Below are 20,659 nucleotides of genomic sequence, written 5' to 3'. Positions count from 1 at the left end.
CTCCTATCTGTTATCTTCGAGGATCATCGCGGCCGCCTTTTCGGCGATCATGATCGTTGGCGAATTCGTATTGCCTGACGTGATCGACGGCATAATGGAGGCATCCGCGATCCTGAGCTTGGCGAGCGCGCGCAGCTTCAGCCGCGGATCAACGACGCTGTCTTTGTCTGCGCCCATCCGGCAGGTTCCGACCGGATGGAAGATCGTCGTGCCGATGTCGCCCGCCGCCCGCTCCAGATCGGCCTCCGTCTGATAGGAAGGACCGGGCTTGAACTCCTCCGGCTGAAAGCGCGCAAAGGACGGCTGTGAAACGATCCGCCGTGTCAGCCTTATCGATCGAACAGCTATGTCGCGATCACGCTCCGTCGAGAGGTATTTCGGAGCAATCGTCGGCTGCGTTGCAAAATCCGGGCTCGCAAGATGCACGGAGCCGCGGCTTTCCGGCCGGAGATTGCAGACGCTTGCGGTGATTGCCGGAAAGGCGTGCACCGGATCGCCGAACTTGTCGAGCGAGACCGGCTGTACGTGATACTGCAGGTCGGGTGTTTCCTTGTCTGGCCCCGAGCGCGTGAAGATGCCAAGCTGGCTCGGTGCCATGGCCATCGGCCCGGAACGGCGGATCAGGTATTCGAGCCCGATCGCCGCCTTGCCGATCAACTTTGTCGCCTTCTCGTTCAGCGTCGGCACGCCGGTGACCTTATAGGCGAGGCGAAGCTGCAGATGGTCCTGCAGGTTCTCGCCCACCCCCTTGACCTCGGTAACGACGTCGACGCCGGCATTGTTCAGCACATCGCCGCGACCGATGCCGGAGAGTTCCAGGATATGCGGCGAGCCGATGGAACCGGCAGAAAGGACCGTCTCTTTGGCCGCATATGCGCGCTTTGCCGCGCCGTCGTGCTGGAACTCGACGCCGGAAATGGCACCCTCCTCCACCAGAAGGCGCCGCACCTGCGCCTTCATCAGAACAGTCAGATTGGGGCGCTTCATAGCCGGCCGGAGGAAGGCCTTTGCAGTGTTCCAACGAATACCGGAGCGCTGGTTGACGTCGAAATAGCCGGAGCCTTCGTTGCTGCCGCGGTTGAAATCCTCCGTAATCGGAATGCCGGCTTCCCGTGCCGCCTGCTGGAAGGCGTCGAGCACGGCCCAGCGCACCCGCGCTTTCTCCACGCGCCATTCGCCACCGGCACCATGCATCTCGTCCGCGCCGCGGTAATGATCCTCCGATCTGCGGAAGAAGGGCACAATATCGCTCCAGCTCCAGCCGCTGCATCCCATCTGCCGCCAAAGGTCGTAGTCGCGCGCCTGGCCGCGCATGTAGATCATGCCGTTGATCGAAGAGCAGCCGCCGAGCACCTTGCCGCGAGGGTAGCCCAGAGCCCGACCGTTCAGCCGTTCCTCGGGCGCGGTGGTATAGCACCAGTCGGTGCGCGGATTGTTGATGCAGTAGAGATAGCCGACCGGTATGTGTATCCAGTGGTAGTTGTCGCTGCCGCCGGCTTCCAGCAGTAGCACGCGGTTATTGCGGTCTTCGGATAGGCGGTTCGCCAGCACACAGCCCGCACTGCCAGCGCCGATGATGATATAGTCGTAGCGATCCATCTGATGTCACCGGCCGCTCAACGGCGATACACGAAGCCCAGTTTCCGGCCGATCCACGAGGCGTAGAATTCTCCGACGATCCCGCGACGGAAGATCAGCACGCAGATCATGAAAACGACGCCGGTGATGATCGTAACGGGAAATTCCGATGTCGCGAGATAGTTCTGCAGTGTCACGACAAGCCCCGCCCCGAAGATCGGACCAATCAGCGTACCGATGCCGCCGAGAAGCGTCATCAAGATCACCTCGCCCGACATCTGCCAGGCGACGTCCGTCAGCGTTGCGAACTGGAAGACCAGCGACTTCAAGGCTCCCGCCAGCCCGGCGAGGGCTGCCGACATCACGAAGGCGCCGAGCTTGTAACGCGCCACCGAATAGCCGAGCGAGATCGCTCGGTTCTCGTTTTCCCGGATCGATTTCAGGATCATGCCGAAGGGCGAATGGATGAAACGCCAGATCAAAAGCATGCCGATGACGAAGACCGCCAGGACGAAGTAGTACATGCTGGTCGAACTATTCAAATCGATGAGGCCGAAGAGATACCCCCTAGGAACGGACTGGATGCCGTCCTCGCCTTCGGTGAATTCCGCCTGCAGGCAGAAGAAGAAAAACATCTGCGAAAGCGCAAGCGTGATCATCGCGAAATAGATGCCCTGACGGCGAATGGCGAGATAGCCCATGACGAGGCCGAGGAGTGCAGCACCCGCAACGCCGATCAGGATGCCGAGTTCCGGCGGCACCCCCCATGCCTTGACGGTGTAGGCAGTGAAATAGGCCGCCCCGCCAAAGAAGGTCGCATGCCCGAAGGAAAGCAGCCCGGTATAGCCGAGCAGCAGGTTGAACGCGCAGGCAAAGAGCGCAAAGCACAGCAGCTTCATCAGGAAGATCGGGTAGAAGAAAAACGGCGCGAGCAGCAGGAGCAAAAGACCGATAATCAGGAAGCCGGCCTGTACCGACAGTGCGGTGCGGCTCTTTTCTGCACGAATGGTTTCGGTGATGTCCGTCATCTTACGCATCCCGGCCGAAGAGGCCCGCGGGCCTGACGAGAAGCACGATCGCCATGATCACGAAGATCACGATGTTCGACGCTTCCGGATAGAAAACCTTGGTTAGCCCCTCCGCAACGCCCAGAACGTAGCCGGTGACGATCGCCCCCATGATCGAACCCATGCCGCCAACCACGACAACGGCGAAGACGACAATAATGATGTTAGACCCCATCAACGGCGAGACCTGGTAGATAGGTGCAGCCAGTACGCCGGCAAAGGCTGCAAGACCGGCACCCAACGCATAGGTCAGCGTCAAGAGGACCGGCACGTTGACGCCGAAGACCTGCACAAGCACGGCATTTTCCGTCGCCGCCCGAAGATAGGCTCCAAGCTTGGTCTTCTCGATGAGAAGCCACGTGCCGATGCAGACCACCAGCGACATGACGACCACCCAGCCGCGATAGATCGGCAGGAACATGAAACCGAGGTTGGTACCACCGGCAAGGGCTGACGGCGTGGCATAGGGCTGGCCGGAAGACCCGTACAAATAGCGGAAGGTCCCTTCGATCGCGAGCGCCATGCCGAACGTGAAGAGCAATCCGTAGAGTGGATCGAGATCATAGAGCCGCCGCAAGAAGAGCCGTTCCACGACGGCGCCGAAAAGGCCGACTGCAAGCGGGGCAAGAACAAGCGCGGGCCAGTAGCCGATGCCGCCATAGGCGAGCATCAGATAGGCAACGAAGGCGCCGAGCATGTACTGCGCGCCATGCGCAAAATTGATGACGCGCAACAGGCCGAATATGATTGCCAGGCCAAGGCTCAAAAGCGCGTAGAAAGAGCCGTTGATGAGGCCGATCAGCAACTGGCCGAGTAGTGCCTGAACGGGAATGCCGAATATCATCGTCATGGCATCAGACTCCCAGCACCCTGTGCAGCGTATCCATCCGCTGCGGCAATTCGCCGACCGGGAACTCGGACACCATCTGGCCATGGTCCATCAGATAGAAGCGGTCTGCAATGCGGCTTGCAAAGCGGAAATTCTGTTCGACGAGGAGTATGGTCATGCCGCGCTCCTTCAGCTTCCTCAGGACCTCACCGATACGTTGGACGATGACGGGCGCAAGACCCTCCGTCGGTTCGTCGAGCAGCAGCATCTTGACACCGGTGCGCAAGACACGAGCGATCGCCAGCATCTGCTGCTCGCCACCGGAAAGCTTGGTCCCGGCGCTCGCGCGGCGCTCGTAGAGGTTCGGAAAAAGTTCGTAGATCTCGTCGAGGCTCATGCCGCCTTCGGCAACGACCGGCGGCAAGAGCAGGTTTTCCGACACGCTCAGTGTCGAAAAGATGCCGCGCTCCTCGGGCACGAAGCCGATGCCCTTGTGTGCGGTCTTGTGCAGCGGCACCTGCATCATATCCGCTCCGTCAAAGCTGATCTTGCCCTTGCGGGCCCGGACTATGCCGGTGATCGTGCGAAGCGTCGTTGTCTTGCCGACGCCGTTGCGGCCGAGGATAGTAATCGTTTCACCTTCGCCAACGCGCATGTCGACGCCGTGCAGGATATGGCTTTCGCCGTACCAGGCATTGAGGCCCCGAACTTCCAGCAGGGCAACCATCAACCTTCCTCCGTGCCCATATAGGCCTCACGGACGCGCGGATCCTGGCTGACGGTGGCGTAATCGCCCTCTGCGAGGATCTCGCCACGCTGAAGTACAGTCACCTGCTGGCAGATATTGGCAACCACGGAGAGATTGTGCTCGACCATCAGTACCGCCCGGACGCGAGCAACCTCGCGGATAATGGCGGAAACGACGCTGACGTCCTCCTGCCCCATGCCGGCCATCGGCTCGTCGAGAAGCAGAACCTTCGGATCGAGCGCAAGCGTCGTGGCGATCTCCAGTACGCGCTTGCGGCCGTAGGAAAGATCGGCGGCGATATGGTCGCGCTCCTTGGAAAGGCCGACGCTTGCCAGCAATTGTTCGGCGCGGTCGTTCAGGCGATCGAGCGCAGACACCGGCCGCCAGAACTGGGTGGAGAGATTGTTCGGTCGCTGCAGGGCGACGCGCACATTGTCGAGGACCGACAGGTGCGGGAAGACCGCCGAAATCTGGAAGGAACGCACCAGCCCCATGCGCGCCACCTTGTCCGGCGGTGTCCTGGTGATATCCGTCCCCATCAGCGTGATCGTGCCGTGCGTCGGCTGCAGGAACTTGGTCAGCAGGTTGAAAACCGTCGTCTTGCCCGCGCCATTCGGTCCGATGAGGGCATGGACGCTTGCATCGTGTACGTCGAGATCGACATTCTTGACGGCCGTGAAGCCGCCGAAATCCCGGCGAAGGCCGCGGGCGGAGAGTACCACCCGCGGCGTTGCATTCGTCTCTGTTGCGGGAACCGCCATGGGCTTATTTCACCAGATCGCAGCCGCTCTTGGCGGGATCGATATAGGCGTCCTTGCCGGGGATGGTGGCGAGAACGTTGAAGTAGTCCCAGGCCTCCTTGCTCTCGTCCGGCTTTTTTACCTGCAAGAGATACATGTCATGGATCATGCGGCCATTCGGGCCGACGGTTCCACCGCGGCCAAAAACGTCGTCCACCGGCATTTCATGCAGTTGCTTCGCAACGGCTTCCGTTTCGTCCGTTCCGGCCTTCTGGATTGCCTTCAGGTACTGAAGCACGGCGGAATAGGTCCCGGCGTGGATCATGTTCGGCATCTTGCCGGTGCGATCGAAGAATTTCTTTCCGAAAGCGCGGCTCTCGTCGTCACGGTTCCAGTAATAACCTTCGGTGAGCGTCAAGCCTTGAGCGGCTTCGAGACCGAGGCCATGGACGTCAGCGAGCGTGAAGAGCAGCGCCGCAAGACGCTGGCCACCCTGCGTGATGCCAAACTCGGCCGCCTGCTTGATGGCGTTTGCCGTGTCGAGGCCTGCATTGGCAAGACCGACGACCTTGGCGCCGGAAGACTGGGCCTGCAGCAGGAAAGACGAAAAATCCTGGCTGGCGAGCGGATGCCGGACGGAGCCGATGACATTGCCCCCATTGGCCTTTACGAAATCACTCGTCTGCTGTTCAAGCGAATAGCCAAAGGCGTAGTCGGCCGTCAGGAAGAACCAGCTGTCGCCACCCTGCTTCACAAGTGCGCCACCGGTGCCGACAGCAAGGGCATGCGTGTCATAGGCCCAGTGGAAGCCGTAGGGCGAACAGGCCTTGCCCGTCAGATCCGTCGTTGCCGCACCCGTGACGATGTCGATCTTCTTCTTCTCTTTGCCAATTGCCTGGACAGCAAGCGCAACCGACGAGGTCGTCAGTTCCATGATAGCGTCGACCTGCTCGGTGTCGTACCACTGCCGGGCAATGTTCGATGCGATGTCCGGCTTGTTCTGATGGTCGGCGTCGACGATCTCGATTGGAGCGTCGAGCACTTTGCCTCCGAAATCTTCGACCGCCATCTGGGCGGCTTCAACGGACGATTTACCACCAAAATCGGCATAGACGCCGGATTGGTCGTTCAGGATGCCGATCTTCACCTTGCCGTCGGAAGCACCATCGGCGAGTACGGCGGTGCCGCTGGCAAGCAGGAATGCCACGGACGCAATGAAATTCTTTCGCATATGTCTCTCCTCCCAGAGATGGTCAGATCGCGCGTCTGTTCAAAATTGGCCAGCCGCTCTCCTCAAACCAGCCGACGCTTCGCCTACGATCAAGGAAAATCTGCCTTGAAGCAACCGGTGGTTTGAAGTTAATTACAAACAGTATCTGTTCGTTTTTGAACAGAAAGTTGAAACCGACACTTAGGGCGCTTTCCATTCTTGGGCAGCGATCGGCGATTAGACCAAAGACGTAGATGGACGCGCGACGCTGCATGAGCAATCCTCCGCAATTTACTTGGGACGATCTTCAGTTTTTTCTAGCCGTGGCGCGCACCGGCCAGCTATCGACGGCTGCAAGGCAGCTGCGCAGCAGCCATGCCACTGTCTCGCGGCGCATCGACCGGCTTGAATTTGCCCTGAAGGTCAAGCTCTTCGAGCGCAACGCACGTGGCTATGTGCTGACGGCGATGGGCACGCGTTTCGTAGACACCGCCGAAAAAATGGAACAGGAGACCGAACGCCTGCGAGCCGACCTTGCCGCAGGGTCGATGACGCAGCGCGGCGTCGTGCGGTTGAGTGCGCCGGAGGGTTTTGCGAATTTCTTCTTTGCGAGCGTGCTGCCGAAATTCGCAGCACACCATCCGCATCTGTCGCTTGAGCTTGTGACGATCCAGCAGATTATGTCACTGTCGCGCAAGGAGGCGGACATTACCGTCGTCTTGGACGAACCGAAGGGCGGACCGTATTTTTCCGAGAAGCTGACCGACTACCATCTGCAGGTTTACGGCTCGCGGGATTATCTTGCCAAGAGCCCGCCGGTCAACTGCCGCGACGACCTGCTGAACCATCCCTTCATCAGCTATATCGAGGAGATGATCTTCGCGCCGGGGCTTGATTATCTCGGCGACGTGCATCCGCGCATCAAGCCGCAGTTCCAAAGTTCCAGCATCTTTGCGCAACTGACGGCGACGCGAAACGGCCTGGGGCTTTGCGTGCTCCCCTACTTCTTCGCAAGCCTTTATCCGGAGCTTGTGCGCGTCCTGCCGGATGAGGTGGACCTCTGCCGCAACTACTGGGTTACTTGTCATCAGGATATGAGACAAGCGCCACGCGTGCGCGCCGTCATCGACTTTCTGCGCGAGGCCGTGAAAGGCGAAGACGCACGTTTCATCCCGCCATTTGCAGCCGCAATCCATTCCGGACAAAAGCCCGGATGACTATTTCAGGAATTCCGCGCGGTGCGGTGTGAAGGTGTCGATCAGCCGTCCCTTCTCCAATGCCTTGACGCCGTGAACGAGGTCCGGCGGCACGATGAAGCTGCCGCCTTTTTTCAGCACTTCGGTCTTCCCGTCGATGGTGACCGCAAAGCTGCCTTCGGCAATATAGCTCGCCTGGATGTGCGGGTGCGAATGCGCAGCACCGATTGCATCTTTTTCGAAGGCGACTTCAACCATCATCATCTCGGGCAGGTAGACCATGATCCGGCGCGTGACGCCCGGCTCCGGACTGATCCAGTCAGCGCCTTCGGCATGCACGAAAAGAGCGCTCGATGTCATGTTCGCCTCCTCACTTCGATTCCCATCGGGCGGCAAGTTGGAGCATTGAAGTCTGTTTGAAAAGGGCGCATCCGTATATTCCTTCCAATTGACGCCGAAGCTGCCCGGGTTTATGGCGGGCTTGATCAGGCTTGCCTGAAAAAAGGTGAGGAGACGCCGTCATGCATCATACCCGCGAAACCTTCGACTGGGCCGATCCCTTCCGGCTGGTAGAACAGCTGACCGACGAGGAGCGCATGGTGCAGGACACGGCACAAGCCTATGCGCAGGAAAAGCTCGCTCCCCGGGTGCTCGATGCCTTCCGCAGTGAAAAGACCGATCCGACGATCTTCCGCGAAATGGGCGAACTCGGCCTGCTCGGTCCGACGATCGCGCCGGAATACGGCGGAGCAGGCTTGGGTTATGTCGCCTACGGCCTGATTGCCCGCGAAGTCGAGCGCGTCGATAGCGGCTACCGCTCAATGATGAGCGTGCAATCGTCCCTCGTCATGGTGCCGATCGAGGCCTTCGGCTCGGATGCGCAGAAACAGAAATATCTGCCCAAACTTGCAACCGGCGAATGGATCGGCTGCTTTGGGCTCACCGAACCGAACCACGGCTCCGATCCGGGCTCGATGGCGACGCGCGCCAAAAGAGCCGATGGCGGCTATAGCCTCACCGGATCCAAGACCTGGATCACCAATGCGCCGATCGCCGATGTCTTCATTGTCTGGGCCAAGACGGAGGACGGCGTGATCCGCGGGTTTATTCTGGAAAAGGGCTGGAAGGGCCTTTCGACGCCAGTCATACACGGCAAAGTGGGTCTGCGCGCCTCGATCACCGGTGAGATCGTGATCGACAGCGTTTTCGTGCCGGAGGAAAACATGCTGCCCGATGTGACCGGTCTGAAGGGTCCGTTCACCTGCCTGAATTCCGCCCGTTTCGGCATTGCCTGGGGCGCGCTCGGTGCGGCCGAAGCCTGCTATGCGACGGCCCGACAATACACCCTCGATCGCAAGCAGTTCAACCGGCCGCTTGCCGCCAATCAATTGATCCAGAAAAAGCTTGCCGATATGGCGACCGAGATCACGCTCGGCCTGCAGGGTTGCCTGAGGCTCGGCCGCATGAAGGAAGAGGGCCATCCGCCGGTGGAACTCACTTCAATCCTCAAACGCAACTCCTGCGGCAAGGCACTCGACATTGCGCGCACTGCCCGCGATATGCTCGGCGGCAATGGCATCTCCGACGAGTTCGGCGTCGCCCGCCACCTCGTCAATCTTGAGGTCGTCAATACCTACGAGGGTACGCATGACATCCACGCCCTCATCCTCGGCCGCGCCATCACGGGAATTCAGGCCTTCGCGAACTAGCGTCCCGCCCGGCGGCGCCAGAGCGTATAGGCAACCGAAACAAGAACACCTACCACGATGCCGAGCGCAACGTTGCCGTAGGTGGCACCGAGCCCTACCCCTAAGGCGATGCCGATCGCGATCGGAAATGCAAGATCCTTATCCATTCCAAGCTCCTCTCCGCATTTCGCAAATGGGCCATGGGGCGTGAATTGCAACCGTTTGGAGATTGTGCAACGCTGCCGTCGCCGATACAGCGCCAATAGGGGAAGGGGTTTCTCATATGCTTCTATTCCTTGCATTTTTGATCGGAATTATTGCCGGCCTCAGGGCCATGACTGCGCCCGCCGCCGTTGCCTGGGGCGCCGCACTTGGCGGGTTCAACGTTTCTCAAACGTCTCTCGCCTTTATGGGCTACCGATGGACGCCGTGGATTTTCTCGGTGCTTGCCGCCGTCGAAATGATCACCGACCAATTGCCGACAACGCCAAGTCGCAAGGTGCCGATGCAGTTCGGCGCCCGTATCATCATGGGCGCATTGGCAGGCGCCACGATCGGCGCTTCGGGTGGTTCCCTGACAGCCGGGCTTATCGCGGGCATCGTCGGTGCCGTTGTCGGAACGCTCGGCGGCGCCTTTATCCGCGGCAAGCTTGCGAAGGCTTTCGGCAAGGATTTGCCGGCGGCACTTATCGAAGATGCCGTCGCCATCGGCGGCGCGCTGTTGATTGTGGTGGCCGTGCCATGAAAAGTTACGACGCGATCTTTATCGGGGCCGGTCAGTCCGGCCCCTTCCTCGCCGCCCGCATGTCCGAGAAGGGCATGAACGTAGCGCTGATCGAGCGAAAATATCTCGGCGGTACTTGCGTCAATGCCGGCTGCATGCCGACGAAGACGCTGGTCGCCAGTGCCCGGGCCGCCCATGTCGCGCGCCGCGGCGGCGACTACGGCGTGAAGATCACTGGTAACATCGAGATCGACATGATGATCGTGCGCAAGCGCGCCGAAACCGTTACCATGAACGCCCGCAACGGCCTGATCAGCTGGCTTGACAGCATGGAAACAATGGACGTGATCTACGGACAGGCCAGATTTACCGGTCCGAAGACAGTCATCGTCAACGGCGAGATGCTGTCGGCGCCGCAAATCTTTCTGAATGTCGGTGCCCGCCCGGTCATTCCGGATTTTCCCGGTATCGAGGACATCGACTATCTCACAAGCACGTCGATCATCCACCTCGAAACGCTGCCACGCCACCTCGCCGTCATCGGCGGCAGCTATATCGGTCTCGAATTCGCGCAGATGTACCGTCGCTTCGGCGCCGAAGTCACCATCATCGAACGCGGGCCGAAACTTGCCTCCCGCGAAGACGAGGATATCTCCGACGCAATCGCGGAGATTCTCGGCGCGGAAGGTATTGCGGTTCACACTCAGGCAGATCGTATCGCATTCGTAAAGAATGGCGATGCTGTTGCCGTCAGCACCGGCTCCGGCAAGCCGGCGGTCGAGGCAAGCCATGTGCTGATTGCAACCGGCCGCAGGCCGAACACCGACGATCTCGGCCTCGATGCCGCCGGCGTTCTGACGGACAAGCGCGGCTACATCACGGTGGACGACAGGCTGATGACCAATGTCGAGGGCATCTTCGCGCTCGGCGACTGCAACGGCCGCGGAGCCTTTACGCATACGTCCTATAATGATTTCGAGATCGCGGCGGCTAACCTGATTGATGGTGGCGATCGCAAGGTGAGCAGCCGCATTCCCGCCTATGCACTTTATATCGATCCGCCGCTCGGCCGCGTCGGCATGACGGAGAAGGAAGCGCGCGCTTCCGGCAAAAAGATCATGGTCTCGTCCCGCCCGATGAGCCGAGTCGGTCGTGCCAGCGAACGAGGTGAGACCATGGGTTTCATGAAGATCGTCGCTGAGGCCGAAACCAAGCGAATTCTCGGTGCCGCAATCCTTGGCATCGAAGGCGACGAGGCAATCCACGGCATCATCGATGCCATGAATGCCGGAACGACCTACCCTGCCCTGCAATGGTCGGTGCCGATCCATCCGACCGTCTCGGAACTGATCCCGACGGTGCTGGGAGATTTGAAGGCGGTTTGAAATATTTCCTTCTCTGCCTTATTCCATCACGATCTGCAGCTTGACATCCGTCGGCCGCGCTTCGACGGCACGATCGAAAGCCTTGATCGAATCCTCGAACTGGAAAACCCCCGAAATCAGCGGCTTGAGGTCGACGCGGCCGGAGCCGAGGAGTGCGATCGAGCGCTCGTACTGGTGCGCGTAGCGGAAGACCGTTTCGATGCGGATTTCCTTGGTCGAAGCCGTCGAAACGTCGAAGCCGACAGGATTCACCGGCAGGCCGACGGCAACGATGACCCCTCCGGGACGCGCCAGATCCATGATCGTTTCCCAGGCCTTTGGCGACCCGGAGCACTCGAAGATCACGTCTGCGCCCCAGCCGGCGGTCAGCCGGCTCACCTCTTCGGTGAGATTATTCTCGCGGATGTTGACCGGAATGACGCCCTGATACTGCGCGGCGATGTCGAGCTTCGGCTGGGCGAGATCGGCAACAATCGCCCGGGCACAGCCTCCAGCAAGCGCGGCAATCGCCACCATCGTGCCGATCGGGCCGGCGCCGAGGACGACGGCCGTGTCGCCGGGTGCGATTTTTGCTTTGGCCGCGGCCTGCATGCCGACCGCAAATGGTTCAACCATCGCGCCTTCCGCAAAGCTTACATTGTCCGGCAGCTTATAGGTATAGTTGGCGGGATGAACCACTTCCGGTGTCAGCACGCCGTGAACCGGAGGCGTCGCCCAGAAGGTGACGGCAGGATCGACATTGTACATGCCAAGCCGGCTTGCCTTGGAGTTCGGATCGGGAATGCCGGGTTCCATGCAGACGCGGTCGCCGGCTTTCAGATGTGCCACGCCTTCACCGACTTCGACCACTGTACCGGCCGCTTCGTGCCCAAGCACCATCGGCTCACTGACCACAAAGGGCCCAATCCTGCCGTGCGTGTAATAATGCACGTCCGAGCCGCAGACGCCGACTGTGTGGATCTTGATCTTCACCTGTCCCGGCCCGGTTTCCAGCGATAGATCGATATCGCGAAGGGCAAGCTCATGCTGACGCTCCAGTACCAGCGCACGGACTTTGGCCATATCTCGGTTTCCTTCCCTGATAGTTCGTCCGATTCACCCGGACGTCGTTTAACCGACTATACGACCCCCCAGGCCCGCAGTTCAACAGAATTGCGAGGCTTTTGCTCGCAATGTGATGAATTGCTCAGTCAACCGAACTGCGCAAGCTTGCCGCCGATGGCAAGCGGGCCGAGTTCGAATCCCGAAGAAGCCGAGCCTGGCCATCAGCGCGCCGACCTCCGCCATCCGGTCTTCGCCGGAATAAAACAGCACGCTTGCCGCCTTCAGCCTGGGGATCGCCCGATACGCGGCCGGGCAGCAGATGATTGAAAATATCGCGCGTTTCTGACTGGGTGATTAGTTGTTAATGACGTTCAAAAGTTTCAATGAATGCTTGGAAATGGCGGTTAATACGCGTCATTGACCGCATGGCTGAGAAGCTAATCCGGAGCGATCTGTTTTTCGCTACTCAGTCAATGCGTCCTTCCGTAGTGTCTGCTCGCATCCAGCAGGTGCCGAGAATAGCCATGTTCGACGGCTCCTTTTCGCAGCCGTTCGATATCCACCTCTTCGACGATCTCCCCTGCCTCCATGATGGCGACGCGACCGCACATGTGGGACACGACGGCCAGATCGTGGCTGACGAGCAGATAGGTCAGACCGCGCTCCTTGCGCAGATCTTCCAGCAAATTGAGAATTTCCGCTTGAACCGATACGTCGAGCGCCGACGTCGGCTCGTCGAGCAACAGCACGGTCGGATTAAGCACGAGGGCTCGGGCGATGGCCACGCGCTGACGCTGCCCTCCGGAGAGTTGATGCGGGAAGCGGTAGGTGAGCGACGGATCGAGGCCAACCGCCAGCAGCAGGGCATCTACGTCCACCGAGTTGGTGGCAAGGCCCTGGTTGCGGAGCGGCTCCTTAAGCTGCGAGCGGATTGTCTTGCGGGGATGAAGTGAGCCGTAAGGGTCCTGAAAAACCATCTGCACGCGGCGGAAGAACTGCCGGTCGCGCTGCCGATCCAACGTGTCTCCATCCAGCTTGATCCCGCCTTCGTAATTCGGGTTGAGACCGGATATTGCCCGCAGGACCGTGGACTTTCCGCAGCCGGATTCACCAACCAGACCGAATGCCGTGCCCCTCTTGATGCGAAGGCTGACGTTCCTGACGACCGGCCTCCCGGAACCGAAACGAATCGTGAGATTGTCAATTTCGATCAATGCGGTGTCTCCAAAGTGATGTCATCGAACCAGGCCGGATCACGCTTCAATACCGGCAGTCGGGCGGGCGGATTTTCGATCGACGGCAAGGATGCCAGCAGGCCCTGCGTATAGGGATGCCTTGCATTCTCAAGATCAGAAGCCTTGAGAACCTCGACGACCCGCCCGGCATACATGATGAGCACGCGGTCGCAGAAATTCCGGACGAGGTTCAGGTCGTGACTGATGAAGATCAGCCCGAGGTTGCGGCGGGCGACGAGTTCATCAAGCAATGCCAGGATTTCGAGCCGCACCGTCACATCGAGGGCAGACGTCGGCTCGTCGGCAATCAGAACCTCGGGTTCTACAATCAGCATCATCGCTATCATGACCCTCTGACCCATGCCGCCTGAAATTTCGTGGGGATAGAGCCGGGCCACCCTTTCGGCATCACGGATCTGGACCGCTTCAAGCATCTCGATCATTTTCCGGTCAGCCTGTTTTGCAGTCGACTTCGGATAGTGAAAGCGAAAGGTTTCGGCGATCTGCTCGCTGATCCGCATGACAGGGTTCAGCGAATATTTCGGATCCTGCAGGATCAGTCCAATGCGCCGTCCCCTTATTGTCATCATCATACGCTCGTCGGCCTTGAGCAGATCCACGTCGCGAAACGTCATCCGCTCGGCGCGGACGATTGCCGTCGGCGGCAGCAACTTCATGACGGCGCGCCCGACGGTCGACTTGCCCGACCCGGATTCGCCGACGATGCCTAGCTTTTCGTGTCCGAGCGAGAAGCTGACGCCGCGCACGGCGCGCACGGTTCCGCCGCCGAAGGCAATCTCGAGATTGCGGATATCGATGAGGGAAGACGTCATTCCGAACCTCTCGGGTCAAGAACGTCGCGAAGGGCATCGCCGACAAGATTGAACGCAAGGCTGACCAGCGCGATGGCAATGCCGGGCGCTGCAATGACCCATGGACTGTCGAGCATGAATTCACGTCCGGTCGCGGCCATTGCTCCCCATTCCGGCCAAGGCGGCTGCGCGCCAAGACCGAGAAACCCGAGGCCTGCCGCCGTGATGATGATGCCGGCCATATTCAGGGTCACGCGAACGATCACCGAGGGAATGCACATCGGCAGGATGTGGCGGGTGATGATCGCCATTGGCGTCGCCCCTTGCAGACGCACGGCGGCGATGAAATCGGCCTTGCGCAGACTGAGCGTCTCGGCGCGCGCAAGCCGGGCGATTGGTGGCCATGCCGTCAACGAAATTGCGATGATCGCGTTGGTGATGCCGGGACCGAGTGCCGCCGCAAATCCCAACGCAAGCACCAGGCCTGGAAAGGAAAGGAAGATGTCGGTGATGCGCATCAGGACTTCATCGACGATACCACCGAAATAACCCGAACAGGTGCCGATCAAAAGACCCAGCGGAGCGACGATGACGGAAACCAGCATGATGATGTAAAGCGTCGTGCGCGCACCGTAGATCACCCTTGAAAGGACATCGCGGCCAAAATTGTCGGTGCCGAGCCAATGTTCTGCCGAAGGCGGTGCGAGCCGCCCTGCCATATCCTGGACGATCGGATCGTAACGCGTCAGCAATGGCGCAGCGAGCGCGACCAGGATGAGCAGGCCGATGATTCCGAGCCCCGCCAGACCGAGGGGATGAAGGCGGAACTTCAGCCAGCCCTGATGGAATTGCTGCGCTGAGGACTGAAACCAGCCCTGTGGCTCGGGCGCAAGTAGCCATCTGCGAAGGCTGCTTGCGTGATCTGCATGTTCGGCGGACAGTGTCATCGGCGTCACCGTGTTCTCGGATCAAGAATGCGATAAAGGACATCCGAAAGGATGTTGATGGTTAGGAAGACGGCGCCGATTGTCAGCACAGCGCCCATCACGACGTTCATGTCGTTCATCTGAAGTCCGCGGGTGAGATACTGGCCGAGTCCCGGCCAGCCGAAAACGGTCTCGATGAGCACTGCCCCTTCAAGGAGGCCCCCGAAGGTGAGCGCCATAATGGTCAGAAGTTGCACGCGAATATTTCTGAAGGCATGACGCCAGACGACCTTCCGCAGTCCAAGCCCCTTCGCTCTCGCCGTTATAATGTATTCCTGGCTGAGCTGCTCCAGCATGAAGCTGCGTGACATGCGGCTGATATAGGCCACGGAATAGTAGCCAAGGATCGTTCCCGGCAGGATGATGTGTCCGAGCGCGCTTCGAAATACGTCCCACTGTCTCTCGATTGCCGAATCGATCAGGAGAAAGCCGGTCACCGGCGTGACGAGCCCCTCGTAAAATACATCAACCCGGCCAGATGCGCCGACGAGCTTCAACTTCGCATAGAAGATGAAAAGCGCCATCAGCCCGGTCCAAAAGATCGGAATGGAGTGGCCGGCAAGCGCGATGATGCGTGCGATGTGATCAATGATCGTGCCGCGCCTGACAGCAGCGGTGATACCGAGCGGAACGCCGACAAGAGCGCCGACAATCATGGCGATGACGGCAAGCTCAATGGTTGCGGGGAAGATGGTCAGCAGATCGGTGAGGATCGGCTGACCGGTCGTTGCCGATGTGCCGAGGTCGCCCGTTGCAACCTTCTGCACGTAGTTTAGGAATTGCACCCAGATCGGGCGTCCCAGTCCCAGCTCGTTGTAGACGCGATCGTAGACCTCCTTGCTGACCTCCGCTCCGGTGATGGCAAGCACCGGGTCGGCAGGAAGCAGACGTCCCATCGAAAAGGTGAGGAAGAGCAGGCCAAGCAGTGTGGTCACCACCGCCACGACGCGCCCTGCCAAACGTCGCAGGAGCATCACAAGCGGATGGGACGGCGCATGTGCCAAGCCGTCCTCATCCAGATTGCGGTCCGCATCCGGTTTCGATGTCAGATCGGCGCTCGCCACGGCCCCTTACTCCTTCGTCACGCCATGCCAGCGCGTCGACCAGGTTGTATGCCCATGATAGCCTTTGACATTGGCACGCATGACATAGGGGTCCGTGCGCTGGAAGAAGATGACGAGCGGGGCGTCCATGCCGCTGTAGATGCCGTCCATCTTCTGGAAGATTTCCGTGCGCTTGCCCGTATCAGGTTCTTTCATCGACTGATCGACGAGAGTATTGAGCTCGTCCACCTTCATCCCGGCTCGCCAGAGATAATAGCTGCCGAGACGCGCCTCGTCGCTGTTGTCGGGATTATAGGCGTACTGCGTGGCAACCGCGAAAGGATCCGGCAGCCGGGCACCCGAATTGCCGAGCAGGATTTCATATTTCCGTTCGCGAAATGCGGGCGTAAATTCGCCCGGCACGAGATTAAGATCAAGACCGGCGGCACGGGCGCTCGCCTGCAGCGCTTCGGCGAAGGGCAAGGTCGCCGCTCCCGACGGATTGAGCACTTTCTTCAAGCCATTCGGGTATCCGGCCTCGGCCAGCAATTGCTTGGCCCTGGCGGGATCATAATCGTGGCGGGACGTCGCGTCCTCTGGTGCTCCAATCATGCCGCGAGGGATCATCGACTGCCATGGAAAGCCGGTATAACGCATTATATTGCCGGAAATCGCCTTCCAGTCGAAAGCATGCTGAAACGCTTCGCGGACCTTGGGCTTCTGCAGGTCCGGATCCTTTTGATTGAGAGCGATATAGTAGAAGCCGAGGCCCGGAACGCTATCGATCACCATCTCTTTGTTATTGGCCAGGGCATCAAGGTCGCCGCTTGCGAGGTATTGCCCCACATCGACGTCGCCGGCTTCGAGCTGGAGCCGGAGATTGCCGGATTCCGGAATGTGGCGTGCGACGACCCGTGCCATGGCCGGCGGGCCAGCCCAATAGTTCTTCTGCGCGTTAAAGATCGCCACGTCGTTTGGCCGCCATTGCGCGAGGGTGAACGGTCCACTTCCTGCCGAGTTGGCCGACAGCCACGCGCCGGCGAGATCGCCGTTCGCCTCATGCGACAATGCCGTCTTCTTGTCGATGATGCCGATCGAAGAGCCAGCGAGAGAATAAAGCACAAGATCGGTATTGACGGCGTGTGGCAGTTCGATCTCCAGCGTGTGCCCGTCTTTGGCCCGGACGAGCTTGTCCACGTTTTCGGGCGTGAAACCCCAAAGCGCGACATCGGTGGAGCCGACTTGCCCCATCTTGATGACGCGCTGGATGGACCATGCGGCGTCTTCGGCCGTGACCGCATTGCCGCTTTGGAAGACCGCGTCGTCACGCAAGGTTAGCGTAATGAGCCTGCCGTCTTCCGAGACAGTCCATTTTGTCGCAAGCATCGGCTTCAGCGTCTTAAGATCATCCGGCGACAACTGGACGAGGTTGTCATAAAGGTTGGAGATCAGCTCGGAGACCGTGCGGGCATTGTTCTGCGCCGGATCGAGCGTACGAATACCGGTGAGATTGGTACCGATCACCAGCATGTTCGGCGGTGACGCCGCAAAAGACGGCTGTGCCGTGACCAAAGCACCGGCCAGTGCAATCGTCGTCAGTAAGTTCTTCAGCATCTCAAGACCTCCCAATCTCGTGGCGCAGTGGTTCAGCGCCTCTTGCCTGCCTGAATTAGTGTCGAACTCAGCCCGCCGCCTTAGCGAGAAGGCCGCAGATCTCCATGCCCGTGGATGTCGCCTGCAGCCTCCCAACCTTGGAGCAAGCGAAACAATTCTTCGCGATCCGTTTGATCGAGGAGTGGCAGACCCGGCACGCGCACGGGTCCGACGTCGAGGCCGGAATGCGTCACAGCCTCCTTCACGACCGTCACATTCGCACCATTGCGGAATTTCGTGCGCATGCGTTCGAACGGTTCGAGGCGGTTGATGATGGCGCGTGCGGCAGCGAAATCGCCCTTGGAGAGCGCATCGTGGACGGCGAGCGACAATTGCGGGGCAACATTGACAAGGCCGGATGTGAAGCCACGTGCGCCAGCGGCAGTGAACGACAGCGCCCAGCTCTCCGCAAGACCGCAGACGAACAGCGCCCCCGCCGGATCCGACGCCGCAATGGCCCTCGAAAGCAGCATCAGATCCGGCGTCGCGAACTTAATGCCGGAAATGTTGCCGTGACCGGCAAGACGGACCATGTCATCGACATTGAAGCCATCCGCCCGCACATAGGCAACCAGCGGCAAAGGCGAAGCGTCCGCAAGATTGCAGAAATAGTCGATCTGAGCCGACGGTGCAGCAAAGGGATCGACGGGCTGGTGCGACATCACCGCAGATGCGCCGATCTTGGCGGCATCCTTCGCCATCCCGATTGCTTCGCGCAGCGACCTGCCGATCGCCGCAGTCACCGGCGCCGTGTTCTCAACGCCGGAAACCGCCGCTTCATGGACGCGGCGGATCTCTTGCGGCGTCAGAGCATAGAATTCGCCGGTGTTTCCCGCAGCAACAATATTGTGGATGCCAGCGGCTGCCACCCTCCGGTAGACCATTGCGGTAATTTGCGGTTCGACTTCGCCATTTTCGTCATAGGCCGTGACCGGTACACCCGACACGCCCATCAGCGCCTGACGCATGGTTGCAATGCCCATCTTCTTCCCCTTTCCATCAATTACCGAAGCGGAAGGGCGGCAAGCCCTCGGCGTCCACGTCGAAAGCAACGACCGTGCCCGCTTCGAAATGTCCGCTGCGGTTGGTCGACAGGCTCGTGACGAAGAGCGTCCGCATGTCAGGACCGCCAAAACAGGGCATCGTCGGCGCGGCGATCGGCAGAATGTAGATCTCGAGGATTTCACCGGCGGGAGAAATCCGGTTAAGCCGGCCCGCGGAAACGCCCGCACTCCAATAGTAGCCGTCCCGGTCGGTTGCACCGCCATCGGGCCGGCCTTCCTCCTCCGAAAAGACACGAAGCCGGCTGGCGTTTGCGAGCTCGCCTTTTTCCGGATCGAAATCAAAAGCCTGCAGGAAACATTGGCGGCTGTCGGAGTGATACATGCGCCGGCCGTCTGGTGACCACGCAAGCCCGTTGGAGCTGGTCAGCCCTGTCGCGACGGTCCGTGCGCTGCCGTCCGGCCCCAGGCGGTAGAGCGCAGCGTCATTGGTCTGCGGCTTGGCCTCGCTCATGGACCCCACCCAGAAATGGCCGTCGGGGCCGACCTTCCCATCGTTGAGACGACAGTTGACGCGCCCCACCGGATCGCACAAAAGCTCGAAGTCTCCGGAAACGGGATCGAAAAGATGCAGGCCCGTTCGAAGTGCGACCACTAAACGCCGGTCGCGGCAAAGCCCAAGGCTGCCGATCGCGGACGGCATGTCAAATCGATCGACCTTTCCTTGCGGCGAGATCCGGATGACGGCTGGCGCTTGTATGTCGACAAGCCAGAGCGTACCGCTCTTTTCGTCCCATACCGGCGATTCACCCACTCCCAGCGGCTGCTGCAGCACCGGACGGACTTGCGGACGGACGATCCGCGCCGCCGTCATGGAACCGTCTCCGGACTCTTGGCCAAACCCTCGGCATTGCGCATGCGGATGTTGCCGTCGTGATTGGACTCGCAGAACGCTCCGCCCTGGAACGCAAGGGCGACCGGCCCTTCGGACGGCTCTTCGATGCGAGCATGATCACGAGGCCGGTCTTGCGGCTGGTAGCCAAGTCTGGTTGCCAACTCGTTGTTCCACCAACTCTCCTCGGCGTCGGAAACGCCATAGACGACGGTTGCGGCGATGAGGGGGTGGGTAAGGCCGATTCCGACCAGTTGCGCCAGGTCACGTGCACTGATCCAGATTGCCACGGACCGCTCGCTAGCCGGATAGGTGCCCGCGTTGCCGATGCGGATGGAAAGAGTGCGAATGCCGCAGGTGTCGTAATATAACCCTGCCACCAGTTCGCCCCAGCACTTGGAAAGCCCGTAGGGGCTGTCCGGACGCATCGGATCCAGCGGCGAGACGAGCTGGCCGCGCGGATAAAAACCGGTCACATGGTTGCTTGAGGCGTAAACCACCCGTTCAACCTTGTTGATCCGCGCCGCTTCATAGAGATTGTAAGTGCCGAGGACATTCGCATCCAAAATAGCGCGCATGTCGACGCCGCTTGCTATTCCGGCCAGATGAACTACGCCGTCAACCTCTTGCAGGGCAGCATTTGCCTCATCGCGTTTTGCAAGATCGGCTCTCACGAAGCTTTCGTTCTTGCCCAACGCTGCAGGCTCGTCGATGTCGATCAGACGCAGGTGCTCGGCATGCGGCCGAAGAAGCGGCCTCAGCAATGTGCCTACGCGCCCGGCAGCGCCTGTGAGGGCCAGCCGTTTCATCTCCCTTCCTCCCATTGTC

Annotated in this window: 22 protein-coding genes and 1 pseudogene; 4 read left to right on the top strand and 19 right to left on the bottom strand. The window is 60.1% G+C overall.

Annotated features, from left to right (window positions below):
- Window positions 1-3: 3 nt before the first annotated feature.
- From QA644_RS26025 to QA644_RS25995, 7 genes are read right to left on the bottom strand one after another with little or no spacing between them, the layout of a single operon-like run.
- Entirely contained in the window at window positions 4-1,599 is a 1,596-nt protein-coding gene (locus tag QA644_RS26025) for a GMC family oxidoreductase N-terminal domain-containing protein (RefSeq protein WP_283073845.1), read from the bottom strand.
- A 17-nt stretch (window positions 1,600-1,616) separates the two neighbouring features.
- Window positions 1,617-2,606, bottom strand: a complete 990-nt coding sequence (locus QA644_RS26020) for a branched-chain amino acid ABC transporter permease (protein WP_283073844.1) — start codon at window positions 2,604-2,606, stop codon at window positions 1,617-1,619.
- Window position 2,607: 1 nt separating this feature from the next.
- Window positions 2,608-3,495 (bottom strand): branched-chain amino acid ABC transporter permease, encoded by an 888-nt coding sequence (locus QA644_RS26015; RefSeq protein WP_022717889.1) that lies wholly within the window; start codon window positions 3,493-3,495, stop codon window positions 2,608-2,610.
- Window positions 3,496-3,499: 4 nt separating this feature from the next.
- Complete coding sequence (locus QA644_RS26010; protein ID WP_194731278.1) at window positions 3,500-4,201, bottom strand: ABC transporter ATP-binding protein; 702 nt, start codon at window positions 4,199-4,201, stop codon at window positions 3,500-3,502.
- Window positions 4,201-4,983: an ABC transporter ATP-binding protein gene (locus QA644_RS26005; protein ID WP_194731279.1), complete on the bottom strand. Its 783-nt coding sequence runs from the start codon at window positions 4,981-4,983 to the stop codon at window positions 4,201-4,203. Before QA644_RS26005 ends, QA644_RS26010 begins: the two co-directional genes overlap by 1 nt.
- Before the next feature lie 4 nt (window positions 4,984-4,987).
- Complete coding sequence (locus QA644_RS26000) at window positions 4,988-6,193, bottom strand: ABC transporter substrate-binding protein (protein WP_283073843.1); 1,206 nt, start codon at window positions 6,191-6,193, stop codon at window positions 4,988-4,990.
- Window positions 6,194-6,215: 22 nt separating this feature from the next.
- Window positions 6,216-6,446, bottom strand: coding sequence for a hypothetical protein (locus tag QA644_RS25995; RefSeq protein ID WP_283073842.1), 231 nt, complete (start codon window positions 6,444-6,446; stop codon window positions 6,216-6,218).
- Here QA644_RS25995 and QA644_RS25990 point away from each other — a divergent pair.
- Complete coding sequence (locus QA644_RS25990) at window positions 6,445-7,389, top strand: LysR family transcriptional regulator (RefSeq protein WP_283073841.1); 945 nt, start codon at window positions 6,445-6,447, stop codon at window positions 7,387-7,389. The genes QA644_RS25995 and QA644_RS25990 overlap by 2 nt on opposite strands.
- On the opposite strand, the gene QA644_RS25985 is transcribed toward QA644_RS25990, so the two are convergent.
- A complete protein-coding gene (locus QA644_RS25985) occupies window positions 7,390-7,728 on the bottom strand; it encodes a cupin domain-containing protein (protein WP_283073840.1) in 339 nt (112 codons plus the stop codon).
- A 161-nt stretch (window positions 7,729-7,889) separates the two neighbouring features.
- On the opposite strand from QA644_RS25985, the gene QA644_RS25980 reads away from it, so the two are divergent.
- A complete protein-coding gene (locus tag QA644_RS25980) occupies window positions 7,890-9,077 on the top strand; it encodes an acyl-CoA dehydrogenase (protein WP_283073839.1) in 1,188 nt (395 codons plus the stop codon).
- On the opposite strand, the gene QA644_RS25975 is transcribed toward QA644_RS25980, so the two are convergent.
- Window positions 9,074-9,223 (bottom strand): hypothetical protein, encoded by a 150-nt coding sequence (locus tag QA644_RS25975; RefSeq protein WP_194731282.1) that lies wholly within the window; start codon window positions 9,221-9,223, stop codon window positions 9,074-9,076. The genes QA644_RS25980 and QA644_RS25975 overlap by 4 nt on opposite strands.
- Before the next feature lie 116 nt (window positions 9,224-9,339).
- Here QA644_RS25975 and QA644_RS25970 point away from each other — a divergent pair, with 116 nt between their 5' ends.
- Both QA644_RS25970 and QA644_RS25965 read left to right on the top strand, forming a co-directional pair.
- Window positions 9,340-9,801, top strand: a complete 462-nt coding sequence (locus QA644_RS25970; protein WP_283073838.1) for a DUF4126 domain-containing protein — start codon at window positions 9,340-9,342, stop codon at window positions 9,799-9,801.
- On the top strand, window positions 9,798-11,165 hold the full coding sequence (locus QA644_RS25965) for an FAD-containing oxidoreductase (RefSeq protein WP_283073837.1): 1,368 nt from the start codon (window positions 9,798-9,800) through the stop codon (window positions 11,163-11,165). The genes QA644_RS25970 and QA644_RS25965 overlap by 4 nt, the downstream gene beginning before the upstream one ends.
- An 18-nt stretch (window positions 11,166-11,183) precedes the next feature.
- Here QA644_RS25965 and QA644_RS25960 read toward each other — a convergent pair whose 3' ends face one another.
- From QA644_RS25960 to QA644_RS25915, 10 genes and pseudogenes are all read right to left on the bottom strand, one after another.
- Window positions 11,184-12,227 (bottom strand): NAD(P)-dependent alcohol dehydrogenase, encoded by a 1,044-nt coding sequence (locus QA644_RS25960; protein ID WP_074071721.1) that lies wholly within the window; start codon window positions 12,225-12,227, stop codon window positions 11,184-11,186.
- Between the two features lie 128 nt (window positions 12,228-12,355).
- Window positions 12,356-12,537 (bottom strand): annotated as a pseudogene (locus QA644_RS25955) (NADP oxidoreductase); the annotation flags it as partial.
- Between the two features lie 142 nt (window positions 12,538-12,679).
- A complete protein-coding gene (locus tag QA644_RS25950; protein WP_239600893.1) occupies window positions 12,680-13,423 on the bottom strand; it encodes an ABC transporter ATP-binding protein in 744 nt (247 codons plus the stop codon).
- Window positions 13,420-14,277: an ABC transporter ATP-binding protein gene (locus QA644_RS25945; protein ID WP_074071719.1), complete on the bottom strand. Its 858-nt coding sequence runs from the start codon at window positions 14,275-14,277 to the stop codon at window positions 13,420-13,422. The genes QA644_RS25950 and QA644_RS25945 overlap by 4 nt, the downstream gene beginning before the upstream one ends.
- The gene (locus tag QA644_RS25940; protein ID WP_194731289.1) at window positions 14,274-15,203 is read right to left on the bottom strand and encodes an ABC transporter permease; all 930 of its coding nucleotides are present in this window, start codon (window positions 15,201-15,203) and stop codon (window positions 14,274-14,276) included. Before QA644_RS25940 ends, QA644_RS25945 begins: the two co-directional genes overlap by 4 nt.
- A 5-nt stretch (window positions 15,204-15,208) precedes the next feature.
- Entirely contained in the window at window positions 15,209-16,306 is a 1,098-nt protein-coding gene (locus QA644_RS25935; RefSeq protein WP_283073836.1) for an ABC transporter permease, read from the bottom strand.
- A gap of 6 nt (window positions 16,307-16,312) precedes the next feature.
- On the bottom strand, window positions 16,313-17,899 hold the full coding sequence (locus tag QA644_RS25930; protein WP_283073835.1) for an ABC transporter substrate-binding protein: 1,587 nt from the start codon (window positions 17,897-17,899) through the stop codon (window positions 16,313-16,315).
- Window positions 17,900-17,979: 80 nt separating this feature from the next.
- Window positions 17,980-18,921 (bottom strand): dihydrodipicolinate synthase family protein, encoded by a 942-nt coding sequence (locus QA644_RS25925; protein WP_283073834.1) that lies wholly within the window; start codon window positions 18,919-18,921, stop codon window positions 17,980-17,982.
- Between the two features lie 16 nt (window positions 18,922-18,937).
- Entirely contained in the window at window positions 18,938-19,813 is an 876-nt protein-coding gene (locus QA644_RS25920) for an SMP-30/gluconolactonase/LRE family protein (RefSeq protein WP_283073833.1), read from the bottom strand.
- The gene (locus QA644_RS25915) at window positions 19,810-20,640 is read right to left on the bottom strand and encodes an NAD(P)-dependent oxidoreductase (protein ID WP_283073832.1); all 831 of its coding nucleotides are present in this window, start codon (window positions 20,638-20,640) and stop codon (window positions 19,810-19,812) included. Before QA644_RS25915 ends, QA644_RS25920 begins: the two co-directional genes overlap by 4 nt.
- Window positions 20,641-20,659 lie beyond the last annotated feature (19 nt).

Source organism: Rhizobium sp. CC1099 (genome assembly GCF_029714385.1).
Classification (GTDB): domain Bacteria; phylum Pseudomonadota; class Alphaproteobacteria; order Rhizobiales; family Rhizobiaceae; genus Rhizobium.
Note: the sequence above shows the minus strand (reverse complement) of the source record. Positions and strands in the feature narration are given on the sequence as shown.

Excerpts from the sequence above, each read along its gene's own strand:
- QA644_RS25960 (WP_074071721.1), bottom strand. The coding sequence starts at position 12,227 with ATGGCCAAAGTCCGTGCGCTGGTACTGGAGCGTCAGCATGAGCTTGCC.
- QA644_RS25970 (WP_283073838.1), top strand. The coding sequence starts at position 9,340 with ATGCTTCTATTCCTTGCATTTTTGATCGGAATTATTGCCGGCCTCAGG.
- QA644_RS26015 (WP_022717889.1), bottom strand. The coding sequence starts at position 3,495 with ATGACGATGATATTCGGCATTCCCGTTCAGGCACTACTCGGCCAGTTG.
- QA644_RS25945 (WP_074071719.1), bottom strand. The coding sequence starts at position 14,277 with ATGACGTCTTCCCTCATCGATATCCGCAATCTCGAGATTGCCTTCGGC.
- QA644_RS26020 (WP_283073844.1), bottom strand. The coding sequence starts at position 2,606 with ATGACGGACATCACCGAAACCATTCGTGCAGAAAAGAGCCGCACCGCA.
- QA644_RS25980 (WP_283073839.1), top strand. The coding sequence starts at position 7,890 with ATGCATCATACCCGCGAAACCTTCGACTGGGCCGATCCCTTCCGGCTG.
- QA644_RS25940 (WP_194731289.1), bottom strand. The coding sequence starts at position 15,203 with ATGACACTGTCCGCCGAACATGCAGATCACGCAAGCAGCCTTCGCAGA.
- QA644_RS25915 (WP_283073832.1), bottom strand. The coding sequence starts at position 20,640 with ATGAAACGGCTGGCCCTCACAGGCGCTGCCGGGCGCGTAGGCACATTG.
- QA644_RS25925 (WP_283073834.1), bottom strand. The coding sequence starts at position 18,921 with ATGGGCATTGCAACCATGCGTCAGGCGCTGATGGGCGTGTCGGGTGTA.
- QA644_RS25965 (WP_283073837.1), top strand. The coding sequence starts at position 9,798 with ATGAAAAGTTACGACGCGATCTTTATCGGGGCCGGTCAGTCCGGCCCC.
- QA644_RS26025 (WP_283073845.1), bottom strand. The coding sequence starts at position 1,599 with ATGGATCGCTACGACTATATCATCATCGGCGCTGGCAGTGCGGGCTGT.
- QA644_RS25920 (WP_283073833.1), bottom strand. The coding sequence starts at position 19,813 with ATGACGGCGGCGCGGATCGTCCGTCCGCAAGTCCGTCCGGTGCTGCAG.
- QA644_RS25975 (WP_194731282.1), bottom strand. The coding sequence starts at position 9,223 with ATGGATAAGGATCTTGCATTTCCGATCGCGATCGGCATCGCCTTAGGG.
- QA644_RS26005 (WP_194731279.1), bottom strand. The coding sequence starts at position 4,983 with ATGGCGGTTCCCGCAACAGAGACGAATGCAACGCCGCGGGTGGTACTC.
- QA644_RS25985 (WP_283073840.1), bottom strand. The coding sequence starts at position 7,728 with ATGACATCGAGCGCTCTTTTCGTGCATGCCGAAGGCGCTGACTGGATC.
- QA644_RS26010 (WP_194731278.1), bottom strand. The coding sequence starts at position 4,201 with ATGGTTGCCCTGCTGGAAGTTCGGGGCCTCAATGCCTGGTACGGCGAA.
- QA644_RS25995 (WP_283073842.1), bottom strand. The coding sequence starts at position 6,446 with ATGCAGCGTCGCGCGTCCATCTACGTCTTTGGTCTAATCGCCGATCGC.
- QA644_RS25990 (WP_283073841.1), top strand. The coding sequence starts at position 6,445 with ATGAGCAATCCTCCGCAATTTACTTGGGACGATCTTCAGTTTTTTCTA.
- QA644_RS25930 (WP_283073835.1), bottom strand. The coding sequence starts at position 17,899 with ATGCTGAAGAACTTACTGACGACGATTGCACTGGCCGGTGCTTTGGTC.
- QA644_RS26000 (WP_283073843.1), bottom strand. The coding sequence starts at position 6,193 with ATGCGAAAGAATTTCATTGCGTCCGTGGCATTCCTGCTTGCCAGCGGC.